Annotated in this window: 39 protein-coding genes; all 39 read right to left on the bottom strand. The window is 31.9% G+C overall.

Features of this window, described 5'->3' with window-relative positions; all coding sequences use genetic code 11:
- Positions 1-164 precede the first annotated feature (164 nt).
- The gene (rpsI, locus tag ACYUEW_RS02980) at positions 165-557 is read right to left on the bottom strand and encodes a 30S ribosomal protein S9 (RefSeq protein WP_003482971.1); all 393 of its coding nucleotides are present in this window, start codon (positions 555-557) and stop codon (positions 165-167) included.
- 25 nt (positions 558-582) lie between these two features.
- A complete protein-coding gene (gene rplM, locus ACYUEW_RS02975) occupies positions 583-1,017 on the bottom strand; it encodes a 50S ribosomal protein L13 (RefSeq protein WP_030037224.1) in 435 nt (144 codons plus the stop codon).
- A gap of 123 nt (positions 1,018-1,140) precedes the next feature.
- Complete coding sequence (truA, locus tag ACYUEW_RS02970) at positions 1,141-1,881, bottom strand: tRNA pseudouridine(38-40) synthase TruA (protein ID WP_003482967.1); 741 nt, start codon at positions 1,879-1,881, stop codon at positions 1,141-1,143.
- Positions 1,881-2,684, bottom strand: a complete 804-nt coding sequence (locus ACYUEW_RS02965; protein ID WP_003482964.1) for an energy-coupling factor transporter transmembrane component T family protein — start codon at positions 2,682-2,684, stop codon at positions 1,881-1,883. Before ACYUEW_RS02965 ends, truA begins: the two co-directional genes overlap by 1 nt.
- Positions 2,681-3,547 carry an energy-coupling factor transporter ATPase gene (locus ACYUEW_RS02960; RefSeq protein ID WP_003482962.1) on the bottom strand — a complete coding sequence of 289 codons (867 nt, stop codon included), beginning with the start codon at positions 3,545-3,547 and terminating at the stop codon, positions 2,681-2,683. Before ACYUEW_RS02960 ends, ACYUEW_RS02965 begins: the two co-directional genes overlap by 4 nt.
- Entirely contained in the window at positions 3,532-4,380 is an 849-nt protein-coding gene (locus tag ACYUEW_RS02955) for an energy-coupling factor transporter ATPase (protein WP_030037230.1), read from the bottom strand. The genes ACYUEW_RS02960 and ACYUEW_RS02955 overlap by 16 nt, the downstream gene beginning before the upstream one ends.
- A gap of 90 nt (positions 4,381-4,470) precedes the next feature.
- Positions 4,471-4,812: a 50S ribosomal protein L17 gene (rplQ, locus tag ACYUEW_RS02950; protein WP_003482958.1), complete on the bottom strand. Its 342-nt coding sequence runs from the start codon at positions 4,810-4,812 to the stop codon at positions 4,471-4,473.
- A 43-nt stretch (positions 4,813-4,855) separates the two neighbouring features.
- The gene (locus tag ACYUEW_RS02945; protein ID WP_043032597.1) at positions 4,856-5,803 is read right to left on the bottom strand and encodes a DNA-directed RNA polymerase subunit alpha; all 948 of its coding nucleotides are present in this window, start codon (positions 5,801-5,803) and stop codon (positions 4,856-4,858) included.
- A gap of 67 nt (positions 5,804-5,870) precedes the next feature.
- A complete protein-coding gene (rpsD, locus tag ACYUEW_RS02940) occupies positions 5,871-6,491 on the bottom strand; it encodes a 30S ribosomal protein S4 (RefSeq protein ID WP_003482956.1) in 621 nt (206 codons plus the stop codon).
- A 34-nt stretch (positions 6,492-6,525) separates the two neighbouring features.
- Positions 6,526-6,924 (bottom strand): 30S ribosomal protein S11, encoded by a 399-nt coding sequence (gene rpsK / locus ACYUEW_RS02935; protein ID WP_003482954.1) that lies wholly within the window; start codon positions 6,922-6,924, stop codon positions 6,526-6,528.
- Positions 6,925-6,941: 17 nt separating this feature from the next.
- Entirely contained in the window at positions 6,942-7,313 is a 372-nt protein-coding gene (gene rpsM / locus ACYUEW_RS02930) for a 30S ribosomal protein S13 (RefSeq protein ID WP_003357564.1), read from the bottom strand.
- Between the two features lie 107 nt (positions 7,314-7,420).
- Positions 7,421-7,534 (bottom strand): 50S ribosomal protein L36, encoded by a 114-nt coding sequence (rpmJ, locus tag ACYUEW_RS02925; protein ID WP_002509257.1) that lies wholly within the window; start codon positions 7,532-7,534, stop codon positions 7,421-7,423.
- A gap of 16 nt (positions 7,535-7,550) precedes the next feature.
- Positions 7,551-7,769: a translation initiation factor IF-1 gene (infA, locus tag ACYUEW_RS02920; protein WP_003357316.1), complete on the bottom strand. Its 219-nt coding sequence runs from the start codon at positions 7,767-7,769 to the stop codon at positions 7,551-7,553.
- Positions 7,770-7,776: 7 nt separating this feature from the next.
- Positions 7,777-8,058, bottom strand: coding sequence for a KOW domain-containing RNA-binding protein (locus tag ACYUEW_RS02915; protein ID WP_003494919.1), 282 nt, complete (start codon positions 8,056-8,058; stop codon positions 7,777-7,779).
- Positions 8,059-8,072: 14 nt separating this feature from the next.
- Positions 8,073-8,822 carry a type I methionyl aminopeptidase gene (gene map, locus ACYUEW_RS02910; RefSeq protein WP_003482951.1) on the bottom strand — a complete coding sequence of 250 codons (750 nt, stop codon included), beginning with the start codon at positions 8,820-8,822 and terminating at the stop codon, positions 8,073-8,075.
- The gene (locus ACYUEW_RS02905; RefSeq protein WP_003482949.1) at positions 8,822-9,472 is read right to left on the bottom strand and encodes an adenylate kinase; all 651 of its coding nucleotides are present in this window, start codon (positions 9,470-9,472) and stop codon (positions 8,822-8,824) included. The genes map and ACYUEW_RS02905 overlap by 1 nt, the downstream gene beginning before the upstream one ends.
- A 23-nt stretch (positions 9,473-9,495) precedes the next feature.
- Entirely contained in the window at positions 9,496-10,773 is a 1,278-nt protein-coding gene (secY, locus tag ACYUEW_RS02900; RefSeq protein ID WP_003482948.1) for a preprotein translocase subunit SecY, read from the bottom strand.
- Complete coding sequence (gene rplO / locus ACYUEW_RS02895; RefSeq protein WP_012101129.1) at positions 10,774-11,214, bottom strand: 50S ribosomal protein L15; 441 nt, start codon at positions 11,212-11,214, stop codon at positions 10,774-10,776.
- 19 nt (positions 11,215-11,233) lie between these two features.
- A complete protein-coding gene (gene rpmD / locus ACYUEW_RS02890; RefSeq protein WP_003357637.1) occupies positions 11,234-11,413 on the bottom strand; it encodes a 50S ribosomal protein L30 in 180 nt (59 codons plus the stop codon).
- Positions 11,414-11,426: 13 nt separating this feature from the next.
- Positions 11,427-11,924 (bottom strand): 30S ribosomal protein S5, encoded by a 498-nt coding sequence (gene rpsE, locus ACYUEW_RS02885; protein WP_003357254.1) that lies wholly within the window; start codon positions 11,922-11,924, stop codon positions 11,427-11,429.
- A gap of 17 nt (positions 11,925-11,941) precedes the next feature.
- On the bottom strand, positions 11,942-12,301 hold the full coding sequence (gene rplR / locus ACYUEW_RS02880; RefSeq protein ID WP_042384078.1) for a 50S ribosomal protein L18: 360 nt from the start codon (positions 12,299-12,301) through the stop codon (positions 11,942-11,944).
- 18 nt (positions 12,302-12,319) lie between these two features.
- On the bottom strand, positions 12,320-12,862 hold the full coding sequence (gene rplF, locus ACYUEW_RS02875; protein WP_043032598.1) for a 50S ribosomal protein L6: 543 nt from the start codon (positions 12,860-12,862) through the stop codon (positions 12,320-12,322).
- 23 nt (positions 12,863-12,885) lie between these two features.
- A complete protein-coding gene (rpsH, locus tag ACYUEW_RS02870; protein WP_003360201.1) occupies positions 12,886-13,284 on the bottom strand; it encodes a 30S ribosomal protein S8 in 399 nt (132 codons plus the stop codon).
- A 29-nt stretch (positions 13,285-13,313) separates the two neighbouring features.
- Entirely contained in the window at positions 13,314-13,499 is a 186-nt protein-coding gene (locus ACYUEW_RS02865) for a type Z 30S ribosomal protein S14 (RefSeq protein ID WP_003357636.1), read from the bottom strand.
- Positions 13,500-13,515: 16 nt separating this feature from the next.
- Entirely contained in the window at positions 13,516-14,058 is a 543-nt protein-coding gene (gene rplE, locus ACYUEW_RS02860; protein WP_003357534.1) for a 50S ribosomal protein L5, read from the bottom strand.
- Between the two features lie 22 nt (positions 14,059-14,080).
- Entirely contained in the window at positions 14,081-14,398 is a 318-nt protein-coding gene (gene rplX / locus ACYUEW_RS02855; protein WP_003360199.1) for a 50S ribosomal protein L24, read from the bottom strand.
- 23 nt (positions 14,399-14,421) lie between these two features.
- Positions 14,422-14,790: a 50S ribosomal protein L14 gene (gene rplN / locus ACYUEW_RS02850; RefSeq protein ID WP_003357295.1), complete on the bottom strand. Its 369-nt coding sequence runs from the start codon at positions 14,788-14,790 to the stop codon at positions 14,422-14,424.
- Positions 14,791-14,824: 34 nt separating this feature from the next.
- Positions 14,825-15,079, bottom strand: a complete 255-nt coding sequence (rpsQ, locus tag ACYUEW_RS02845; protein WP_003494934.1) for a 30S ribosomal protein S17 — start codon at positions 15,077-15,079, stop codon at positions 14,825-14,827.
- Positions 15,080-15,100: 21 nt separating this feature from the next.
- On the bottom strand, positions 15,101-15,313 hold the full coding sequence (rpmC, locus tag ACYUEW_RS02840; RefSeq protein WP_003357691.1) for a 50S ribosomal protein L29: 213 nt from the start codon (positions 15,311-15,313) through the stop codon (positions 15,101-15,103).
- Positions 15,303-15,746 carry a 50S ribosomal protein L16 gene (rplP, locus tag ACYUEW_RS02835; RefSeq protein WP_460276202.1) on the bottom strand — a complete coding sequence of 148 codons (444 nt, stop codon included), beginning with the start codon at positions 15,744-15,746 and terminating at the stop codon, positions 15,303-15,305. Before rplP ends, rpmC begins: the two co-directional genes overlap by 11 nt.
- Before the next feature lie 17 nt (positions 15,747-15,763).
- Positions 15,764-16,435: a 30S ribosomal protein S3 gene (rpsC, locus tag ACYUEW_RS02830; RefSeq protein ID WP_003482933.1), complete on the bottom strand. Its 672-nt coding sequence runs from the start codon at positions 16,433-16,435 to the stop codon at positions 15,764-15,766.
- A 17-nt stretch (positions 16,436-16,452) separates the two neighbouring features.
- Complete coding sequence (rplV, locus tag ACYUEW_RS02825) at positions 16,453-16,788, bottom strand: 50S ribosomal protein L22 (RefSeq protein ID WP_003482930.1); 336 nt, start codon at positions 16,786-16,788, stop codon at positions 16,453-16,455.
- A 21-nt stretch (positions 16,789-16,809) separates the two neighbouring features.
- Entirely contained in the window at positions 16,810-17,094 is a 285-nt protein-coding gene (gene rpsS, locus ACYUEW_RS02820) for a 30S ribosomal protein S19 (protein ID WP_003494941.1), read from the bottom strand.
- A gap of 68 nt (positions 17,095-17,162) precedes the next feature.
- Entirely contained in the window at positions 17,163-17,996 is an 834-nt protein-coding gene (gene rplB, locus ACYUEW_RS02815; protein WP_003482926.1) for a 50S ribosomal protein L2, read from the bottom strand.
- Between the two features lie 54 nt (positions 17,997-18,050).
- The gene (gene rplW / locus ACYUEW_RS02810; protein WP_003482924.1) at positions 18,051-18,344 is read right to left on the bottom strand and encodes a 50S ribosomal protein L23; all 294 of its coding nucleotides are present in this window, start codon (positions 18,342-18,344) and stop codon (positions 18,051-18,053) included.
- Entirely contained in the window at positions 18,344-18,964 is a 621-nt protein-coding gene (gene rplD, locus ACYUEW_RS02805; protein WP_460276201.1) for a 50S ribosomal protein L4, read from the bottom strand. Before rplD ends, rplW begins: the two co-directional genes overlap by 1 nt.
- A 24-nt stretch (positions 18,965-18,988) precedes the next feature.
- Positions 18,989-19,618, bottom strand: a complete 630-nt coding sequence (gene rplC, locus ACYUEW_RS02800; RefSeq protein ID WP_003360192.1) for a 50S ribosomal protein L3 — start codon at positions 19,616-19,618, stop codon at positions 18,989-18,991.
- Between the two features lie 89 nt (positions 19,619-19,707).
- The gene (rpsJ, locus tag ACYUEW_RS02795; protein ID WP_003357250.1) at positions 19,708-20,016 is read right to left on the bottom strand and encodes a 30S ribosomal protein S10; all 309 of its coding nucleotides are present in this window, start codon (positions 20,014-20,016) and stop codon (positions 19,708-19,710) included.
- A gap of 393 nt (positions 20,017-20,409) precedes the next feature.
- Positions 20,410-20,594 (bottom strand): EF-Tu C-terminal domain-related protein (locus tag ACYUEW_RS02790; RefSeq protein ID WP_460276200.1); only part of this gene is annotated, 185 nt, incomplete at its 5' end.

Below are 20,594 nucleotides of genomic sequence, written 5' to 3'. Positions count from 1 at the left end.
TTTTCAATTTTAATATTTATATTAATAATGGAATTAAATATTAAATGAGTTTAAATCACTCTTATTGTTATAAAAAATCCTGTGGATAATAAAATCTTATTTTAATGTAATTTTATGTAATAAAAAAGGAAAGACAAAATATAGTCTTTCCTCTTGATTCCATATTATCTCTTTGAGAATTGTGGAGATCTTCTTGCTTTCTTTAATCCATATTTCTTTCTTTCTTTCATTCTTGGATCTCTTGTTAAGAAACCTGCTTTCTTTAATGATGGTTTCATATTTTCATCAGCTTTTACAAGAGCTCTAGATATACCATGTCTTACTGCTCCTGCTTGACCTGTAAATCCACCGCCGTGAACATTTACTAATACATCATATTTGTCCTTTGTTTCTGTTAACACTAATGGTTGGTTAACTATTACTCTTAATGTTTCTATTGGAAAATAGTTTTCTATATCTCTGTTATTTATTATTACTTTTCCATCTCCAGCTACAAGTCTTACTCTTGCTACTGATTTTTTTCTTCTTCCAGTTCCAAAATACTGTACTTTAGCCATTTTTTATCCTCCCTTCAGCCTGCAATTAGTATCTTAATTCTAATACTTCTGGTTTTTGAGCTTCTTGATTGTGTTCTGCTCCTTTATAAGCCTTTAATTTCTTTAACATTTTTCTTCCTAAAACTCCGCTTGGAAGCATTCTTCTAACTGCTTCTTCAAATACGAACTCAGGTTTTTTAGCTATTGCTTCTCTGTATGGTATTTCCTTTAATCCACCTGGATATAATGAATGATGTCTTAATAATTTTTGATCTAATTTTTTACCTGTTAATACCACTTTTTCAACATTTATAACTATTACATTATCACCTGTATCAACATGTGGTGTATATGTAGGTTTATGTTTACCTCTTAATATTGATGCAACTTGGCTAGCTACTCTTCCTAATGGCTTACCAGCAGCGTCCACTATATACCATTTTCTTTCAACTTCATGTGGTTTAGCTATATATGATTTCATCATTTTCCCTCCCTAACTATTTTACATAAAACGTTCTTCTATATAAAGATCCGGGGCTAGTGAATCTATTATACTATACAAACAAAGTTATTATAATACAATCTGCCCGGTGTGTCAATAGTATTAATAAAATACTTCCTTTAAACACAGCCCAGATGAAGGCACACATTTACCTGCTTTCCTTCTGTCTTTTGATTTTATAACATACTCTATATATTCTGGTTCTCTTTTATTTAATCCAATTTCTATCAATGTACCTACTATTATTCTTACCATGTTATAAAGAAAACCATCACCTGTAATTATAAACTTTATAAGATCACCGCTTTTATTTATTTCAAATTTACTTATGGTTCTCACTGAGGTTTTCACACTACTTCCTTTTGTTTGAAATGCAGAAAAATCATGTGTTCCTATAAAATATTTTGATGCTATTTTCATTTTATCTATATCAAGTTTATATTTAAAATGGAAAACATAATTTCTTCCTATAGCTATAGGTTCAGATTTATTTAAAATTGTATATTCATAAGTTTTGCCCTTACTACAAAATCTAGAATGAAATTCACTACTAACTTCTTCTGAACTTAAAACTACTATATCTGGTGGTAAATTATTATTAATTACTCTTTGCAAATTTTCAGGCGGTATTCTAGAATTAGTAAAAAAATTACACATATATCCTTTAGCGTGAACCCCTGAATCAGTTCTACTTGCTCCTGTAATTTCTACTTTTTCTTTAGTTATATTACTTATAACCTTCTCTAACGTACCTTGTAATGTAATAAATTTTTCATTTTTTTGTTTTTGCCATCCACAATAATTTGTTCCATCATATTCAAGTTTTAACTTTATATTTTTCACTAAGTCCACATCCTGCTCCAAATAGATAGTATAACTAAAATCAAAGTAAATGCTGTTGCTACATAATCTCTTGAAGAAAAGGAAAGTTCTTTCATCCTAGTTCTTCCCTCTCCTCCCCTATAGCATCTTGCTTCCATAGCCATAGCTAGTTCATCTGCTCGTCTAAATGAACTAATAAAAAGTGGGACTAGTAGTGGTATTAAATTTTTAGCCCTTTGTATTAGATTACCTGACTCAAAATCTGCACCTCTAGCCATTTGTGCTTTCATAATTTTATCAGTTTCATCCATAAGTGTTGGTATAAATCTTAAAGCTATAGTCATCATCATAGCAAGCTCATGAGCTGGAACTCCTATTTTTCTTAATGGATTTAGTAATTTTTCTATTCCATCTGTAAGTTCTATAGGCGATGTTGTTAGCGTTAATAATGATGTTCCTATTATTAAAAATACTAATCTTAGGACCATAAATATAGCTAATCTTACCCCTTCCTTATATATAGTAATAAACTTCCACTTAAATAATAATGTATCTCCTGGTGTTAAAAACAGGTTTAAAATAGCTGTTATTATCACTAATATAAGTATAGGTTTCAGTCCCTTATATATATATTTAAATTTTATTTGAGAAATTAATATAGCTACTAAAGTAAATAGCACTATAAATATATAGCCTTTAAAATTATTAACTATAAAAAGGTCAATTATATATATAAGGGATATAATTATCTTAACTCTTGGATCTAACTTATGCACAAAAGAATCTCCTGGTATATATTGTCCTATTGTTATATCCTTTATCATTTAATAATTCCCTCACTTTTAAGTGATTTTAATAATTCTTTTTTAGCTTTTTCTATAGTATAAATATTATCTGGCAAATTAAAACCTTTTTTTCTTAATTTTTGTACTAAATAGGTAACTTCTGGTGCTGCTAATCCTATACTTTCAAGAGCATCGATCTCTTTAAATACTTCACAAGGCTTTCCTTGTAGTACACATTTTCCTTTATGCATAACTAATATTTTATCCGCAAACTTAGCAACATCCTCCATGCTATGTGAAACAAGAATTATAGTCATATTATATTCTTTTCTTAATGCTTGAATTTTACTATATATATCATCTCTAGCTTTAGGGTCCAAACCCGCTGTAGGTTCATCTAATATTAATATTTTAGGTTCCATAGCTACTACTCCTGCTATAGCTACTCTTCTCTTTTGACCTCCACTTAATTCAAATGGAGATTTATCCTTATAGACTTCATAATCTAATCCTACTATATTCATTGCTCTTTTTACTCTATTTAAAATTTCTTCTTGATTTAAGCCTAAATTAATAGGTCCAAAAGCAATATCTTTCTCTATGGTTTCTTCAAATAGTTGATACTCAGGGTATTGAAATACAAGTCCAACTTTTTTTCTTATAGAACTTAATTTTACCCCTTTATCTGCTATATTTACATTATCTATTATAATATTTCCTGATTTAGGTTTTAGCAACCCATTTATATGCTGAATTAATGTAGACTTACCTGAACCGGTATGCCCAATTAAAGCAACAAATTCTCCATCTTCTATGGTTATATTTATATTATCTATTGCCTTCTTCTCGAAAGGTGTTCCTTCCATATATACATGTGTTAAATTTTCTATTTTAATTGACATAATTCATCCACCATTTCATCTATAGTTAATATATCTGATGGTATTTCCACATTGTGCTGTCTCAAATAATAGGCTATTTCTGTCATTTGAGGTACATCTAACCCTATTTCTTTCATCATTTCTACTTCTTTAAATATTTCCTTAGGAGTTCCTTCTTTTATTACTTTAGCAGAATCCATTACTATAACTTTATCTGCTTCTACTGCTTCCTCCATAAAATGAGTTATAAGAACTATTGTTATACCATATTTTTTATTTACTTCCTTAATGGTATTAACTACTTCTAATCTTCCTGAAGGATCTAACATAGCTGTAGGTTCATCAAATATAATACATTCTGGTCTCATAGCTAATACACCAGCAATGGCTACTCTTTGCTTTTGTCCTCCAGATAGTAAATGCGGTGCATGTCTTCTATAGTCATACATATTTACCTTCTTAAGTGACTCATCTACCCTAGATCTTATTTCCTGTTGAGGAATTCCTAAATTTTCTGGTCCAAAGGCTACATCCTCTTCTACTATAGTAGCTACAATTTGATTATCTGGATTTTGAAAAACCATTCCAGCTTTATTTCTTATATTCCATGTGTTTTCCAAATTTCCAGTATCCAAATTGTCTACATACACTTTACCTTCTGAAGGTATTAAAAGAGAATTCATGTGCTTAGCTATAGTTGACTTGCCTGATCCATTTCTACCTAAAATAACTACAAAATCACCTTTTTTTATAGTTAAATTAACATTATCTAATGCAATTTTTTGAGTATTTTCATCCTCTTTATTAGATTCATACTTATATGTAACATTATTACATTTAATCATCTCATTCATACCAAACACCTCAAATATGAAGCTATAAATTAAAGTTTATATTATAGCAAAATGGGGACTAAGTTAACTTTATACTTAATCCCCAAACAATTATACTAATTCTAGTATAACTACTTCAGCTCCGTCGCCTCTTCTTGGGCCAACTTTATATATTCTTGTGTATCCACCATTTCTTTCAGCATACTTAGGAGCTATTTCTTCAAATAGTCTTTGTACTACTGCTTCTTCTGTTACAAAAGAAAGTACTTGTCTTCTTGCATGAAGATCTCCTCTCTTTGCAAGGGTTATCATTTTTTCAGCAATACTTCTAGTTTCTTTAGCTCTAGTTTCTGTAGTTTCTATTTTACCATGCTTTAAAAAACTAGTTACAAGATTTCTAAGCATTGCTTTACGTTGATCAGTTGGACGACCTAATTTACGATATCCTGCCATCTCTCCTATACCTCCTTACCTTAAACTGCCTATATTAACTTTACTAATCTTCACTTTTTCTTAAACCTAATCCTAAAGCTTCTAACTTTTGTTCTACTTCTTCTAAGGACTTTTTACCAAGGTTTCTAACTTTCATCATATCATCCATGCTTCTTTCGCATAGTTCTTGAACTGTATTTATTCCAGCTCTCTTTAAGCAGTTATAACTTCTTACTGAAAGATCTAGCTCTTCAATTGTCATTTCTAGAACCTTTTCTTTCTTATCTTCTTCTTTTTCAACCATGATTTCCATATCATCTGCATGATCAGTTAAAGTCATAAATAACTTAAAGTGCTCTATAAGAATTTTAGCTGATAAACTTACAGCTTCTTCTGGTCTTATAGTTCCATTAGTCCAAACTTCTATAGTCAATTTATCATAGTCTGTTATTTGGCCAACTCTAGTATTTTCAACGGAAAAGTTAACTCTTTTAACAGGTGTATAAATTGAATCCACTGCTATACTTCCTATTGACATATCCTTAGTTTTGTTTTTATTTTGAGTTACATAGCCCCTACCACGATTAACGTTGATTTCCATATACATTTTACCATTTTCGTCAAGGGTTGCTATATGTAAATCTTTGTTTATTACTTCAACATCTCCGTCTGTTTTGATATCAGCTGCTGTAACTTCTTTAGGTCCAACTTCATCTATATATATAGTTTTTGGACCCTCTCCATTCATAGTAAGTGCTAAACATTTGATGTTAAGAATTAATTCTGTAACATCCTCTTTTACACCTTGTACTGTTGAAAACTCATGAAGAACACTATCAATTTTTATATGGTCTGCAGCAACTCCAGGTAATGATGATAAAAGAATTCTTCTCAAAGCATTACCAAGAGTTATTCCATAACCTCTTTCTAATGGTTCAATGACAAATTTACCATAAGAACCATCTTCAGCATTTTCAACACATTCTATTTTTGGCTTTTCTATTTCTAACATTCTTAACCCTCCTCATTTATTAATATTTATACTTTTTGAGGGCAACTGATCTAAATAAAATTATTTATTATTTGCTGTATAACTCAACTATTAATGTTTCGTTAACAGGTACATCTATATCTTCTCTTGCTGGTTGTCTTTCTACTTTTCCTTCAAAGCCTTCAACATTTCCTGATAACCATGCTGGTAATGTTTTTGGATTTTCTGCAAAAGTTTTGAATTTTTCTGTTGCTTTACTCTTATCACATACTGTTATAACATCATTAGCTGAAACTTGGTATGATGGTATATCTACCTTTTTACCATTAATTAAAAAATGTCCATGAGTAACTAATTGTCTAGCTTCTGTTCTTGAGTTGCCATATCCTAATCTAAATACTACATTGTCTAATCTCATTTCTAAAAGTCTTAACAAGTTTTCACCTGTTATTCCTCTTCTTCTATCAGCTTCTTCATAATATCCTCTAAATTGACGTTCTAAGATACCATAAATTCTCTTAGCTTTTTGTTTTTCTCTTAATTGTAATCCATAGTTAGATACTTTTTTTCTACTTTGACCATGTTGTCCTGGTGCGTATCCTCTTCTAGCGAATGCGCATTTATCTGTATAACATCTATCTCCCTTAAGGAATAGTTTTAATCCTTCTCTTCTGCAAAGTCTGCAAGTTGCTCCAGTATATCTAGCCATTAAATTTTACACCTCCTATTACTATATTATATTACTATACTCTTCTTCTCTTTGGTGGTCTACAACCATTATGTGGTATTGGAGTTACATCCTTTATTAAAGTAACTTCTAGACCTGCTGCTTGTAAAGATCTTATAGCAGCTTCTCTTCCTGAGCCCGGTCCTTTTACATAAACTTCTATGCTTTTTAATCCATGTTCCATAGCCGCTTTAGCTGCTGTTTCTGCAGCCATTTGTGCCGCAAATGGTGTGCTTTTTCTTGAACCTCTAAAACCTAATCCACCTGCACTTGCCCAAGACAAAGTATTACCAACACTGTCAGTAATTGTAACTATTGAATTGTTGAAAGTTGATTTTATATGTGCACAACCATGTTCAACATTTTTTCTTTCTTTTTTTCTTCTACTTCTTTTAGCTTTTATTCCTGCTGCCATGCCTTTCCCTCCTTACCTTATTTTTTCTTCTTTCCACCTATAGCTCTCTTTGGACCTTTTCTTGTTCTAGCGTTAGTCTTAGTCTTTTGACCTCTAACTGGAAGGTTTCTTCTATGTCTTATTCCTCTATAAGATCCAATTTCAACTAATCTCTTTATGTTAAGTTTAATTTCTCTTCTTAAGTCACCTTCAACTTTTACATTTTTATTAACGTAATCTCTGATTGCATTAACTTCTTCTTCTGATAAGTCTTTAACTCTTGTATCTGGATTTACTCCAGTAGCTTTTAATATTTCTTGAGAAGTTGGTAAGCCAATTCCGTATATATATGTTAGACCGATTTCTACTCTTTTTTCTTTTGGTAGGTCTATACCTGAAATTCTTGCCATTAAAGTTTACACCTCCTGAATACCTACTTATTAATTTATATTTATATCAAAGTTTTAGGCCAATGGTATATTTTTATACCATAGTCAGCCGCTCCTAAAACCATTTATTAGCCTTGTTTTTGTTTGTGTTTAGGATTTTCACAAATAACCATTACTTTACCTTTTCTTTTTATAACCTTGCATTTTTCGCATATAGGTTTAACTGATGGTCTTACTTTCATCAATAACCCCTCCTTATTATTTGGCTCTCCAGGTTATTCTTCCTCTGGTTAAATCGTATGGAGAAAGTTCTACAGTTACTTTATCACCTGGTAAAATTCTTATGAAATTCATTCTTAATTTTCCTGATATATGTGCAATTATTTTATGACCGCTTTCTAATTCTACTTCAAACATAGCATTAGGTAGAGATTCTAAAACAGTACCTTGCATTTCAATTACATCATCTTTTGACATAAGGTATTCAAACCTCCTTATTAACTTGATGAGACTGTATAAATTTTTTTATTACAGAATTTTTAATGTTGTTACCTGTTGCCTTTAGATTTATTATATCTTCACAAATAATATTGGTAAATATCAAATGTTTATTTTTTTTCTTTTTAGGTTTATCTAAAGTATGAATATCTCCATCACAAATATACACATAATTTTCATCTAGTATATCTATTATAATGAAACTATTATCTTTATCCCTACCTGATTTTGATAAAACTAATCTACCAATCTGGCACTCTTTAGCCAATATATTCACCTCTATTAAATTAAAGTGGTTATTTTAGGTCCATCATTTAGTATAGCCACAGTATTCTCATAATGAGCAGATAAACTACCATCTACAGTAACTACAGTCCATTTATTTGGTTCAACTTTTACATTGAAGTCTCCTATATTAACCATAGGCTCAATAGCTAAACACATTCCTTTTGACAATTTAGGTCCCCTGCCTGGTCTACCAAAGTTAGGTACTTCTGGATCCTCATGCATATTCTTTCCTATGCCATGACCTACATAATCCCTTACAATAGAAAATCCATAACTTTCAACATATTCTTGAATAGCTGCAGATATATCAGTTAATCTATTGCCAACTTTAGCTTTTTCTATACCTTTGAAAAAACTATTTTTTGTAACTTCTATTAACTTAGCAGCTTCTTCTGACACATTTCCTACTGGAAATGTTCTTGCTGCATCACCCTGATATCCATTTAGAACAGCTCCACAATCTATACTAATTATGTCTCCTTCATTTAGAATTCTATCTTTATTTGGTATTCCATGAACTACTTCATTATTCACAGATGCACATATAGAAGCTGGGAAACCATAATATCCTTTAAAAGATGGTTTGGCATTTCTGCCTAATATAATCTCTTCTGCGATTCTATCTAACTCTCCAGTGCTTATTCCTGGCTTTACATATTTTTCTAAAGTGTCTAAGGCTTCAGCAACAACTCTTCCTGCTTTTAACATGTATTCTATTTCAGAATCAGTTTTTATTGTTATCATTATTTATCTCTCCCTAAGATATTTGAAATATTACCAAATACCTCATCAATTGATTCAGTCCCATTAACCTCTGAGATTATACCATTGTCTTTATAATAATTTATAAGCGGATAAGTTTGTTTGCTGTAAACTTCTAATCTTTCTTTTACTGTTGCTTCTGTATCATCTTTTCTTTGAATTAATTCATTATCACATATATCACATTTTCCTTCTATTTTAGGAGGATTAAATCTTATGTGATAACTTGCACCACAAGATGTGCAAACTCTTCTACCAGTCATTCTTTCCAAGATAAATTCTTCAGGCACCTTAATTAATAGTGCCACATCTAAATCCTTATTTATGCCCTTTAAAAATTCATCTAAAGCTTCTGCTTGAGCAACTGTTCTTGGAAAACCATCTAAAAGGAAACCATTATCACAATCATCTTTTGTTAATCTATCTTTAACTATTCCTATAGTTACCTCATCTGGTACTAATTGACCATTATCTATATATCTTTTTGCTTCTATTCCTAAAGGAGTCTTCTCCTTTATGTTTGCCCTAAATATATCACCTGTTGATATATGAGGAATAGAAAATTTTTCACTTATTAATTTTGCTTGAGTTCCTTTACCTGCTCCTGGAGGACCTAACAAAATTACACGCATCCATAATCATCTCCAAAACATTTTTATTTTAAGAAACCTTGATAGTGACGCATAACTAATTGAGATTCCATTTGTCTTATAGTATCTAATGCAAATCCAACCATAATTAGCATACTTGTTCCTCCAAAGGATATACCTTGAAACTTACTATATGTTGCCATAATTATTGGGAATATTGCTATAATAGCTGCAAAAGTTCCACCAATTATAGAGCTCTTTGTTATTACTCTTTCTATATATTCCGCTGTAGGTTCCCCTGGTCTTATTCCTGGTATAAATCCAGATGACTTATGCATATTTTCTGCCATTTCATCAGGTTTAAAAGTTACCACTGTATAAAACCAAGTAAAGAACACTGTTAATACAAAATATAACACAATATAAGCAATACTTTTATCTCTAAAAGGACTGTACTTATTTAAAGTAATAAACTTATAAAAAGCTGATTCTGGCCAAAATTGACCAATAGTAAGTGGAAATTGCATTACTGATATAGCAAATATAATACCTATAACCGCAGAGGAATTAACATTTATTGGTATGTGTGTAGATTGACCCTTATAAATTTTATTTCCTACTGCTCTTCCAGCATATTGGACAGGTATCCTTCTTTCACCTAAATTCATTATTACAACCAATAAGAACAATGCTAAAGCTATTACTATAAACATTATAACTTCCACAAAATTTACTGTTTCAGCCTTTTGAAGTCCTACTATGCTATATATAGTTGATGGAAATCTAGACACTATGTTAACAAATATTATTAGTGATATTCCGTTACCTATACCTTTTTCTGTTATTTTATCACCGAACCACATTAAAAAAGTTGATGCAGTAGTTAATGTTATTATAATTATGAATAAATTTAACTTTGATCCATCTCTAAGTGCTCCAGCACGAGCAATTATCGCATATGTACTGAATGCTTGAATAACACCAAGTATAACTGCACCATACCTAGTATATTGTTGAATTTTTTTTCTTCCCTCTTCTCCTTCTTTTGAAAGACTTTCCAAAGAAGGTAACGCAATTGTAAGTAATTGCATTATGATTGAGGAATTAATATACGGTACAACACCCATAGCAAATATGCTAAATCTACTAAAAGCTCCTCCAGATATTAAATCATAAAACCCAAATAATGATCCATTTTGCGTGAGGTTAGCTAATTTAGATGTATCAATTCCAGGAACTGGGATATAATTTCCCATCCTGAAAATTGCTATCATAAATAAAGTAAAAATTAATCTTTTCCTTAAATCAGGAACTTTCCAAGCATTACGTAGGGTTGATAGCATTTATATCACCTCAACTTTTCCTCCTGCTGCTTCGATCTTTTCAATAGCTGATTTAGAGAACTTTGCTGCTTTAACAGTTAATTTTTTTTCTATATTACCATTTCCTAAAATTTTAACTCCATCTTTAACTTTTTTTACTACTCTTTTTTCAACTAAAAGTTCTGGAGTTACAACTGTTCCATCTTCAAAACAATTTAATCTATCAAGATTTATTGCTGCATATTCTTTAGCAAATATGTTTTTGAAACCTCTTTTTGGAAGTCTTCTATATAAAGGCATTTGACCACCTTCAAAGCCTGGTCTTACTCCACCACCGCTTCTAGAGTTTTGTCCGTTTTGACCTTTTCCGCTTGTTTTGCCTAGTCCAGAGCCTGTTCCTCTACCTACTCTTTTTGATGCTTTATTTGCACCTTCAGCTGCTTTTAATTCGTGAAGTTTCATCTAATTACACCTCCTCTTACTATGCTTCTTCTACTTTTAATAAGTAACTTACCTTTTTTATCATTCCACTTATTTGAGGAGTTTCCTCATGTTCAACTATGTTACCAATCTTTTTTAGTCCAAGAGCATTAACAGTAGCTATTTGATCTTTTTTTCTACCTATTAAGCTCTTAACTAATGTTATTTTAACCTTAGCCACGGCCAGTTACCTCCTAACCTAAAATCTCTTCTACAGTCTTACCTCTAAGTTTAGCTATATCTTCAACTGTTCTTAATCTTGCTAATCCATCTATTGTAGCATTAACCATATTTGTTGGATTATTAGAACCTTTTGATTTAGCTCTAACGTCCTTTAATCCAGCAAGTTCAAGTACGGCTCTAACAGGACCACCTGCTATAACTCCTGTACCTTCTTTAGCTGTCATTATAAGAACTTCTCCCTTACCGAATTTTCCGATTATATCATGTGGTACAGTAGTTCCTACTGTTTTAACTTCAACTATGTTCTTTTTAGCATCTTCTATTGCTTTTCTTATTGCTTCAGGTATTTCTATAGATTTTCCTGTACCAACACCAACGTGTCCTGCTTCGTCTCCAACAACAACTAGTACGCTAAATCTAAAGTTTCTACCACCTTTAACAACCTTAGCAACTCTGTTTATATGAACAACTTTTTCTTTTAAATTTAAAGTGCTAGGATCAATTCTCATTTATTTCCCTCCTTTTTTTAAAAATCAAGACCTGCTTCTCTTGCACCTTCTGCAAGTTCTTTAATTCTTCCGTGATATATGAATCCGCCTCTGTCAAATACAACTTTTTTTAATCCCTTTTCTAACGCTTTCTCAGCTACCATTTTTCCAACTAATTTAGCGCCTTCTTTGTTGCTTCCTAAACCATCGAATCCTTTTTCTGCACTTGAAGCAGCAACTAATGTCTTTCCTTCTACATCATCTATTAATTGAGCATATATATGTTTTTCACTTCTATATACTGATAGTCTTGGACGTTCAGCTGTTCCGAAAATCTTTTTACGAACTCTCATATGACGTCTTTCTCTTGATTGAGATCTATCATTCTTCTTAAACATAGGTTTCACTCCTTTCCGTTATTTCTTACCAGTCTTACCTTCCTTACGTCTTATAACTTCATTTTCGTATTTAATTCCTTTTCCTTTGTAAGGTTCAGGTTTTCTCCATTTTCTTATGTCTGCTGCTACAGCACCTACTAATTCTTTATCTATACCTTTAACTTTTACCTTAGTTCCACCTTCAACTTCAAATTCTACTCCTGAAGCTGCTTCCATTTCAACTGGATGTGAGAATCCAAGGCTAAGTACTAATTTCTTTCCTTGTAATTGCGCTCTATAACCAACACCTATTAATTCTAATGTTTTAACGTATCCTTCATTAACTCCTGTTACCATGTTGTTTATTAAAGCTCTTGTTAAACCATGAAGAGCTCTTACATCTTTATGATCATTGTCTCTAGTTACAACTACTGAATTATCTTCTACAGCTATGTTTATTTTGTTACTCATAGCTTTTACTAACTCTCCCTTTGGTCCCTTTACAGTAACAACGTTATCTGGTGTTACTGTAACAGTTACTCCATTAGGGATAGCTACTGGAAGTTTTCCTACTCTTGACATTTATTGCACCTCCTATTCTCCAATTACCATATGTAGCAAAGTACTTCTCCGCCAACGCCTAATTTTCTTGCTTCTCTATCTGTAACAATTCCTTTAGAAGTAGAAACTACAGCTACTCCTAGTCCGTTTAAAACTTTAGGAGTTTCATCTTTTCTACAATAAACTCTTAAACCTGGTTTTGATATTCTTTTAAGACCAGTTATTATTCTCTCTTTGTTTTGTCCGTATTTCATTGAGATTCTTAGCATATCTACAGAACCATCTCTATATTCTTCTAAATCTCTTATATAACCTTCTGTAAGCATTATATTTGCTATGGCTTTTTTTATGTTAGATGAAGGAACTTCTACTACTTCATGTCTAACTACATTTGCGTTTCTTATACGTGTTAATAAATCTGCTATTGGATCAGACATTACCATTTATTTTGCCTCCTTTCGCTTTTCGAATATTACCAGCTGGCTTTTTTGCATCCAGGTATTTCACCTTTGTAAGCAAGCTCTCTAAAACATATACGACAGATACCGTATTTTTTTAATACCGCATGTGGTCTTCCACAAATTCTGCATCTTGTATAAGCTCTAGTTGAATGTTTTGGTGTTTTATTCCATTTTTCTATTAAAGCTTTACGTGCCATAGATTTCCCTCCTTAATTAACGAGCAAATGGCATTCCAAGGAATCTTAATAGTTCTCTTGCTTCCTCGTCAGTCTTTGCAGTTGTTACAAAAATTATATCCATACCTCTAATTTTATCAATCTTATCAAATTCTATTTCTGGGAATATTAATTGTTCTTTTATTCCTATAGCATAGTTTCCTCTTCCATCAAATGATTTACTTGAAACTCCGCTGAAATCTCTAACTCTAGGTAAAGCCACATTTATTAATTTATCTGCAAATTCATACATGTTTTGTTTTCTTAATGTAACTTTACAACCTAGTGGCATATCTTCTCTTATTTTAAAGTTAGCTACTGATTTTTTAGCTTTAGTTAATATTGGTTTTTGACCAGTTATTTTAGCTAAATCTTCTACTGCCGCTTCAAGAGATTTTTGATTCTCTTTAGCTTCACCAACACCCATATTGATAACTATTTTTTCAAGTTTTGGCACTTCCATTATATTTTTATATCCGAACTTATCCATTAAAGCTGATACTACTTCTTTTTCATACTTTTCTTGTAATCTTGGCATCATCCTTTATACCTCCTTTCAAGAATTAAAATGTTTCTCCGCACTTTTTGCATATTCTTACTTTTGTTCCATCTTCTAAAATCTTATTACTGATTCTAGTAGCTGATTTGCATTTATCACAATATAGCATTACTTTTGAGCTAAATATTGGGGCTTCTTTATGTATTATTCCACCCTGCATATTTTCTCTATTTGGTTTTTGATGTTTAGTTACTACATTTACATCTTTAACTATTACTTTACCTTTTTTAGGTAATACAGATAAAACTTCTCCAATTTTGCCTTTATCTTTACCAGATATAACAACAACTGTATCTTTTTTTCTTACATGTATTTTGCTCATTATTTAGCCACCTCCTTGTATTATTATAAAACTTCAGGTGCTAATGATAGTATTTTATTGAACTCTTTATCTCTTAGCTCCCTTGCAACTGGTCCAAAAATACGAGTTCCTTTTGGGTTTTTATCATCTTTTATTATAACTGCTGCATTTTCATCAAATTTTATGTAAGAACCATCTGCTCTTCTTAATCCTTTAACTGATCTTACTATAACAGCCTTTACAACTTCACCTTTTTTAACAACACCGCCTGGTGTTGCACTTTTAACGCTAGCAACTATTACATCTCCGATATTTCCCCATTTTCTGTGGGAACCACCTAAAACTCTTATACACATAATTTCCTTTGCTCCGGAATTATCTGCTACCTTTAATCTTGTTTGTTGCTGAATCATGTAAAATACCCTCCTTTCGGCTTTTTGCTACAAACTATTTAGCTTTTTCTACTACTTCAACAAGTCTCCATCTTTTTTGTTTTGATAATGGTCTTGTTTCCATTATTAATACTTTATCATTTATATTAGCTGTATTATTTTCATCATGAGCTTTAAACTTAGTAGTTCTGTTCATTATTTTACCATATAATGGATGACGAACCTTTGTTTCTACTGCAACTACTATTGTCTTATCCATTTTATTTGAAACTACTCTACCCATTCTTGTCTTTCTATTTGATCTTTCCACAGGATTTACCTCCCTTCAGTTTTACTGTTGATATGCTCTTATCTCTTCTTCTCTTAAGATAGTTTTAATTTGAGCTATTGATTTTTTTACTTCTCTAATTCTCATTGGGTTTTCTAACTGACCTGTAGCTAATTGAAACCTTAAATTGAATAATTCCGCTTTTAGATCATTTAACTTTGATTGTAACTCTTGTGGGCTGCTTTTTCTTAATTCTTGTAATTCTCTAGCCTTCATTTACTTCACCACCCATTTCTTCAAAATCTCTTCTTGTTACAAACTTAGTTTTAACTGGTAGTTTGTGTGAAGCAAGTCTCATAGCTTCTCTTGCAACTGTTTCACTTACACCAGAGATTTCAAATAAAACTCTACCTGGTTTTACAACAGCTACCCAGTATTCTGGTGAACCTTTACCAGAACCCATACGTGTTTCTGCTGGCTTTTCTGTTACAGGCTTATCTGGGAAGATTTTTATCCAAACCTTTCCTCCTCTTTTAACGTATCTGTTGATAGCTATTCTGGAAGCTTCTATTTGGTTGCTTGTAATCCAACCACATTCAGTTGCTTGTATTCCGAAATCACCGTATGCTATGAAGTTACCTCTTGTAGCTTTACCCTTCATTCTGCCACGTTGTACTTTACGACGCTTAACTCTTTTAGGCATTAACATATGTTATTCCTCCTTCCTTATGCGTTAGCTTCTTCCTTTTCATTTATATTCTTTCTAGCTGGAAGAACTTCTCCTTTATACACCCAAACTTTAACACCGATTTTACCATAAGTAGTATTAGCTTCAGCAAATCCATAATCAATATCTGCTCTTAAAGTTTGTAGTGGAATTGTTCCCTCATTATAGTGTTCTGTTCTAGCTATTTCTGCTCCAGCAAGTCTTCCTGAACAAGCTGTTTTTATACCTTTAACACCTGTTCTCATTGCTCTTTGTATAGATTGTTTCATAGCTCTTCTGAAAGCTATTCTTTTTTCTAATTGCTGAGCTATATTTTCAGCTATTAATTGAGCATCTGCTTCAGGTCTTTTTACTTCTACTATATTAATTAAAATATTTTTGTTTGAAACGATTTTTTGAAGTTGGTTTTTTAGTGATTCAATTCCTTGACCACCTTTTCCTATAATCATACCTGGTTTAGCAGTATATATATTTAATTTTATTCTTTTTGCTGCTCTTTCAATTTCTATTCTTGATACACCAGCTGCATAAGAATTTTTTTTAACAAAATTTCTTATTTTGTGGTCTTCTACTAAGTTATCAGCAAAATTTTTCTTATCAGCATACCATTTAGCATCCCATTCTTTAATTACGCCGACTCTTAAGCCGTGTGGATGTACTTTTTGACCCATCGAATTCCCTCCTCTTCTTAAACTCTTTCTTTAACAACTAAAGTTAAATGACTTGTTCTCTTTCTTATTCTAAACGCTCTACCTTGAGCATGTGGTTGATATCTTTTTAATGTTGGTCCTTGACCTACATATGCTTCTGATATATATAAACTATTAACATCTAAATTTAAATTGTTTTCTGCATTTGCAACAGCTGATTTTAAAGCTTTGTAAATTACTTCCGCTGCATCCTTTGGAGTGTATTTTAATATAGCAAATGCTTCATTAACATCTTTACCTCTTACTAAGTCAAGAACAACCCCAATTTTGCTTGGAGACATTCTTACATATCTAACTATAGCCTTAGCTTCCATTGAATTTTACCTCCTTCCAGCTTATCTTAAACGAGATGATTTTTCTGACTTGTCATCATGTCCTCTATATGTTCTAGTAAGAACAAACTCTCCTAACTTATGACCTACCATGTCTTCAGTTATGTAAACAGGGACATGTTTTCTTCCATCATGAACAGCAACAGTATGGCCGATCATTTGTGGGAATATTGTTGAACTTCTTGACCAAGTCTTTAAAACTTTCTTTTCTCCATTTTTGTTCATTTCGTTTATTCTTTTTAAAAGTACCTCTTGAATATATGGTCCTTTTTTAACTGATCTACTCACTATATTTGCCTCCCTTCGCGTAATCATATGATTACAAGATTGAAGAGAATATTAATATTCTCTTCAAACTATTTATCATTTCTTCTCTTAACAATAAATCTATCAGAGTATTTCTTATTCTTTCTTGTTTTGTATCCAAGTGCTGGTTTACCCCATGGAGTACGTGGACTTGGATGTCCGATAGGAGATCTACCTTCACCACCACCGTGTGGATGGTCATTAGGATTCATTACAGAACCTCTTACTGTAGGTCTTACTCCCATATGTCTCTTTCTTCCTGCTTTACCTATGTTAACAATTTCGTTTGTTTGGTTAGATACAACACCTATAGTTGCTCTACATTCAATTCTTATATATCTAACTTCTCCACTAGGTAATCTTACTTGAGAATAGTCTCCTTCTTTAGCCATAAGTTGGGCTGAGTTACCTGCTGATCTAACAAGTTGTGCTCCTTTTCCAGGTGCTAACTCTATATTATGAATAACTGTACCTACTGGTATATTTCTTATAGGTAAGCAGTTACCTACTTTTATATCTGATTCTGGTCCAGATACTACTGTATCTCCAACTTTTAATCCAACTGGTGCAATCATATATCTCTTTTCACCATCAGTATACACTACAAGAGCTATAAATGCTGTTCTATTTGGATCATATTCTATACTAACAACTTTAGCTGGAATATTATCTTTATTTCTCTTAAAATCTATTACTCTATATTTTCTTTTAGCTCCGCCACCAATATGACGAACTGTTATTTTACCATTTGCGTTTCTTCCACCACTTTTCTTTAATGAAACAAGAAGTGATTTTTCTGGTGTACTTGTTGTTATTTCTTCAAAAGTACACATAGTCATTTCTCTTCTTGTAGGGGTGGTAGGTCTAAAACCTTTAACAGCCATTTGTTTCCCTCCTTCTTTAGCTTATCTGGCTCTCGCCAATAACGGCTTTATTGTTTATAGTCCTTCGAAGAATTCAATTGTTTTACTATCTTCTGTTAACTTAACAATAGCTTTTTTATAATCTGATCTTTTTCCTATATGGACACCAACTCTTTTAGTCTTTCCCATAATTCTAGCTGTTTTAACATCGTCAACTTTAACGTCAAATATTGTTTCAATAGCATTTTTAATTTGAGATTTGTTAGCATGTATATCTACTACAAAGGTGTACTTTTTGTCAGCCATTGAAGCCATTGTTTTTTCAGTAATAAGAGGTCTTCTTATTATATCGTAGTTAGTTAGCTTCATTATGCATACACCTCCTCAATTTTGGATACAGCATCCTTAGTTATAACAACTTTATCATACTTTAATACATCATATACGTTAATGTTGTTTACCGGAATAATCTGTACTCCTTCAATGTTTCTTGCTGATTTATAAACATTTTCTTCAGAATTATTTGTTATAATTAAAGTTTTCTTTGCATCAAATGCATTAAGCATTTTAACTACTTCTTTAGTTTTTGGTGTTTCTAATTTTATATCATCAACAACTATCATTAACTTTTCGTTAACTTTTGAAGTTAATGCTGATTTTATAGCAACCTTCTTCATTGATTTAGGGATTGACATTCTGTAGTCTCTTGGCTTTGGCGCAAAAACAATACCACCATGTATCCATTGTGGTGCTCTTATTGAACCTTGTCTTGCTCTACCTGTTCCCTTTTGTCTCCAAGGCTTTATTCCGCCTCCTGAAACTTCAGCTCTTGTTTTAGCTGATTGAGTTCCTTGTCTTTTATTTGCTAGCAATGCTTTTACTACTTGATGCATAGCATATGTATTTACCTCTACACCAAATACGCTATCTGCTAATTGTAAATCTCCAACTTTTTCTCCGTTTTGGTTAAATAAATCTACTTTAGGCATTCTGCATCCTCCTTTCTATTTAAATTAAGCCTTAACTGTATTTCTTATTTGTACTAAACCTTTATTTGGTCCTGGTACTCCGCCTTTTATTAATATTAGATTCTTTTCAGGTATTATTCTAACAACTTCAAGATTTAAAACTGTTGTGTTAACGTTACCCATATGTCCTGGCATTCTCTTGTTTTTAAATGTTCTTGATGGATCTGAAGAAGCACCCATTGAACCAACTGCTCTATGGAATTTTGAACCGTGAGTCATTGGTCCTCTGTGAGCATTCCATCTTCTGATTGTTCCTTGGAATCCCTTACCTTTTGAAACTCCTGATATATCAACTCTTTCTCCAGCTTCAAAAACATCTGCTTTTATTTCTTGACCTATTTCTAAGCTATTTGAATCTTCTAATTTAAATTCTTTTATATGTCTTTTAACTGAAACACCTGCTTTTGCAAAGTGTCCTTTTACTGGTTTGTTTCTTAATTTTTCTCTTATATCACCGAAAGCAACTTGTATTGCTTCATAGCCGTCCTTTTCTACAGTTTTCTTTTGGATAACTGTACATGGACCTGCTTCTATTACAGTAACTGGTATAACTTTACCATTTTCATTAAATATTTGAGTCATACCAAGCTTTTTACCTAATATAGCTTTTTTCATTTCTTTGCACCTCCTCAACATATTAGCGGATCACATCTATTTATGCAATCATAATAGTTAGCAATAGATTTCTCTATTACTTAAATAAATTATAGTTTGATTTCTATATCTACTCCAGCTGGTAAATCTAATCTCATTAATGCATCAACAGTTTTTGGTGATGGACTAATTATATCGATTAGTCTTTTATGAGTTCTTATTTCGAACTGTTCTCTAGCGTCCTTGTATTTATGTGGAGCTCTTAAAATAGTAACAATATCTTTTTCTGTTGGTAGAGGTACTGGACCTGCAACCTTAGCTCCTGTTGTTTTAGCAGTTTCTACGATTTTTAAAGCTGATTGATCTAATAAACTATGATCAAAGGCTTTTAATCTTATTCTTATTTTTTGTTTTGCCATTTAATGTTCCCTCCTTTTCTGGTACGTTTCACTTATTACGCACAACAGCGGAAATATTCTGTAAACTGCTCCGGGTGTTGCATATTTTTTTATGAACACACCATTAGAATTATGATTACTAGAATAACCGTCGCTAGGTTCTAGACCTTAGCTTGCTTAATCAAGAATTTCCCATAAGTGTGGCAACCTCTTGAATCATCGCTGTTATTACATTACAACTTCTATAGTATACACTATTTTTTTTATTTTGACAAGTATTTTTAATTTTAAACTTTTAAAAATAAATTTATTTATAAATTTATATGTATTAAACTTATTTTTATAAACAAAAGGAAAGAGCGTCCTCTTTCCTTTTAGATATTATATATTTATATGTTAGCCTAACTATTTAAATTATTCAGATATTGTTGTAACAACTCCTGAACCTACTGTTCTTCCACCTTCTCTGATAGCGAATCTTAAGTTTTCGTGCATTGCTACTGGTGTAATTAATTCTACTGCCATATCTATATGGTCTCCAGGCATTACCATTTCTACTCCTTCTGGTAAGTTGATTGATCCTGTAACGTCTGTTGTTC

It is taken from the genome of Clostridium sp. CTA-1 (assembly GCF_054768215.1).
Note: the sequence above shows the minus strand (reverse complement) of the source record. Positions and strands in the feature narration are given on the sequence as shown.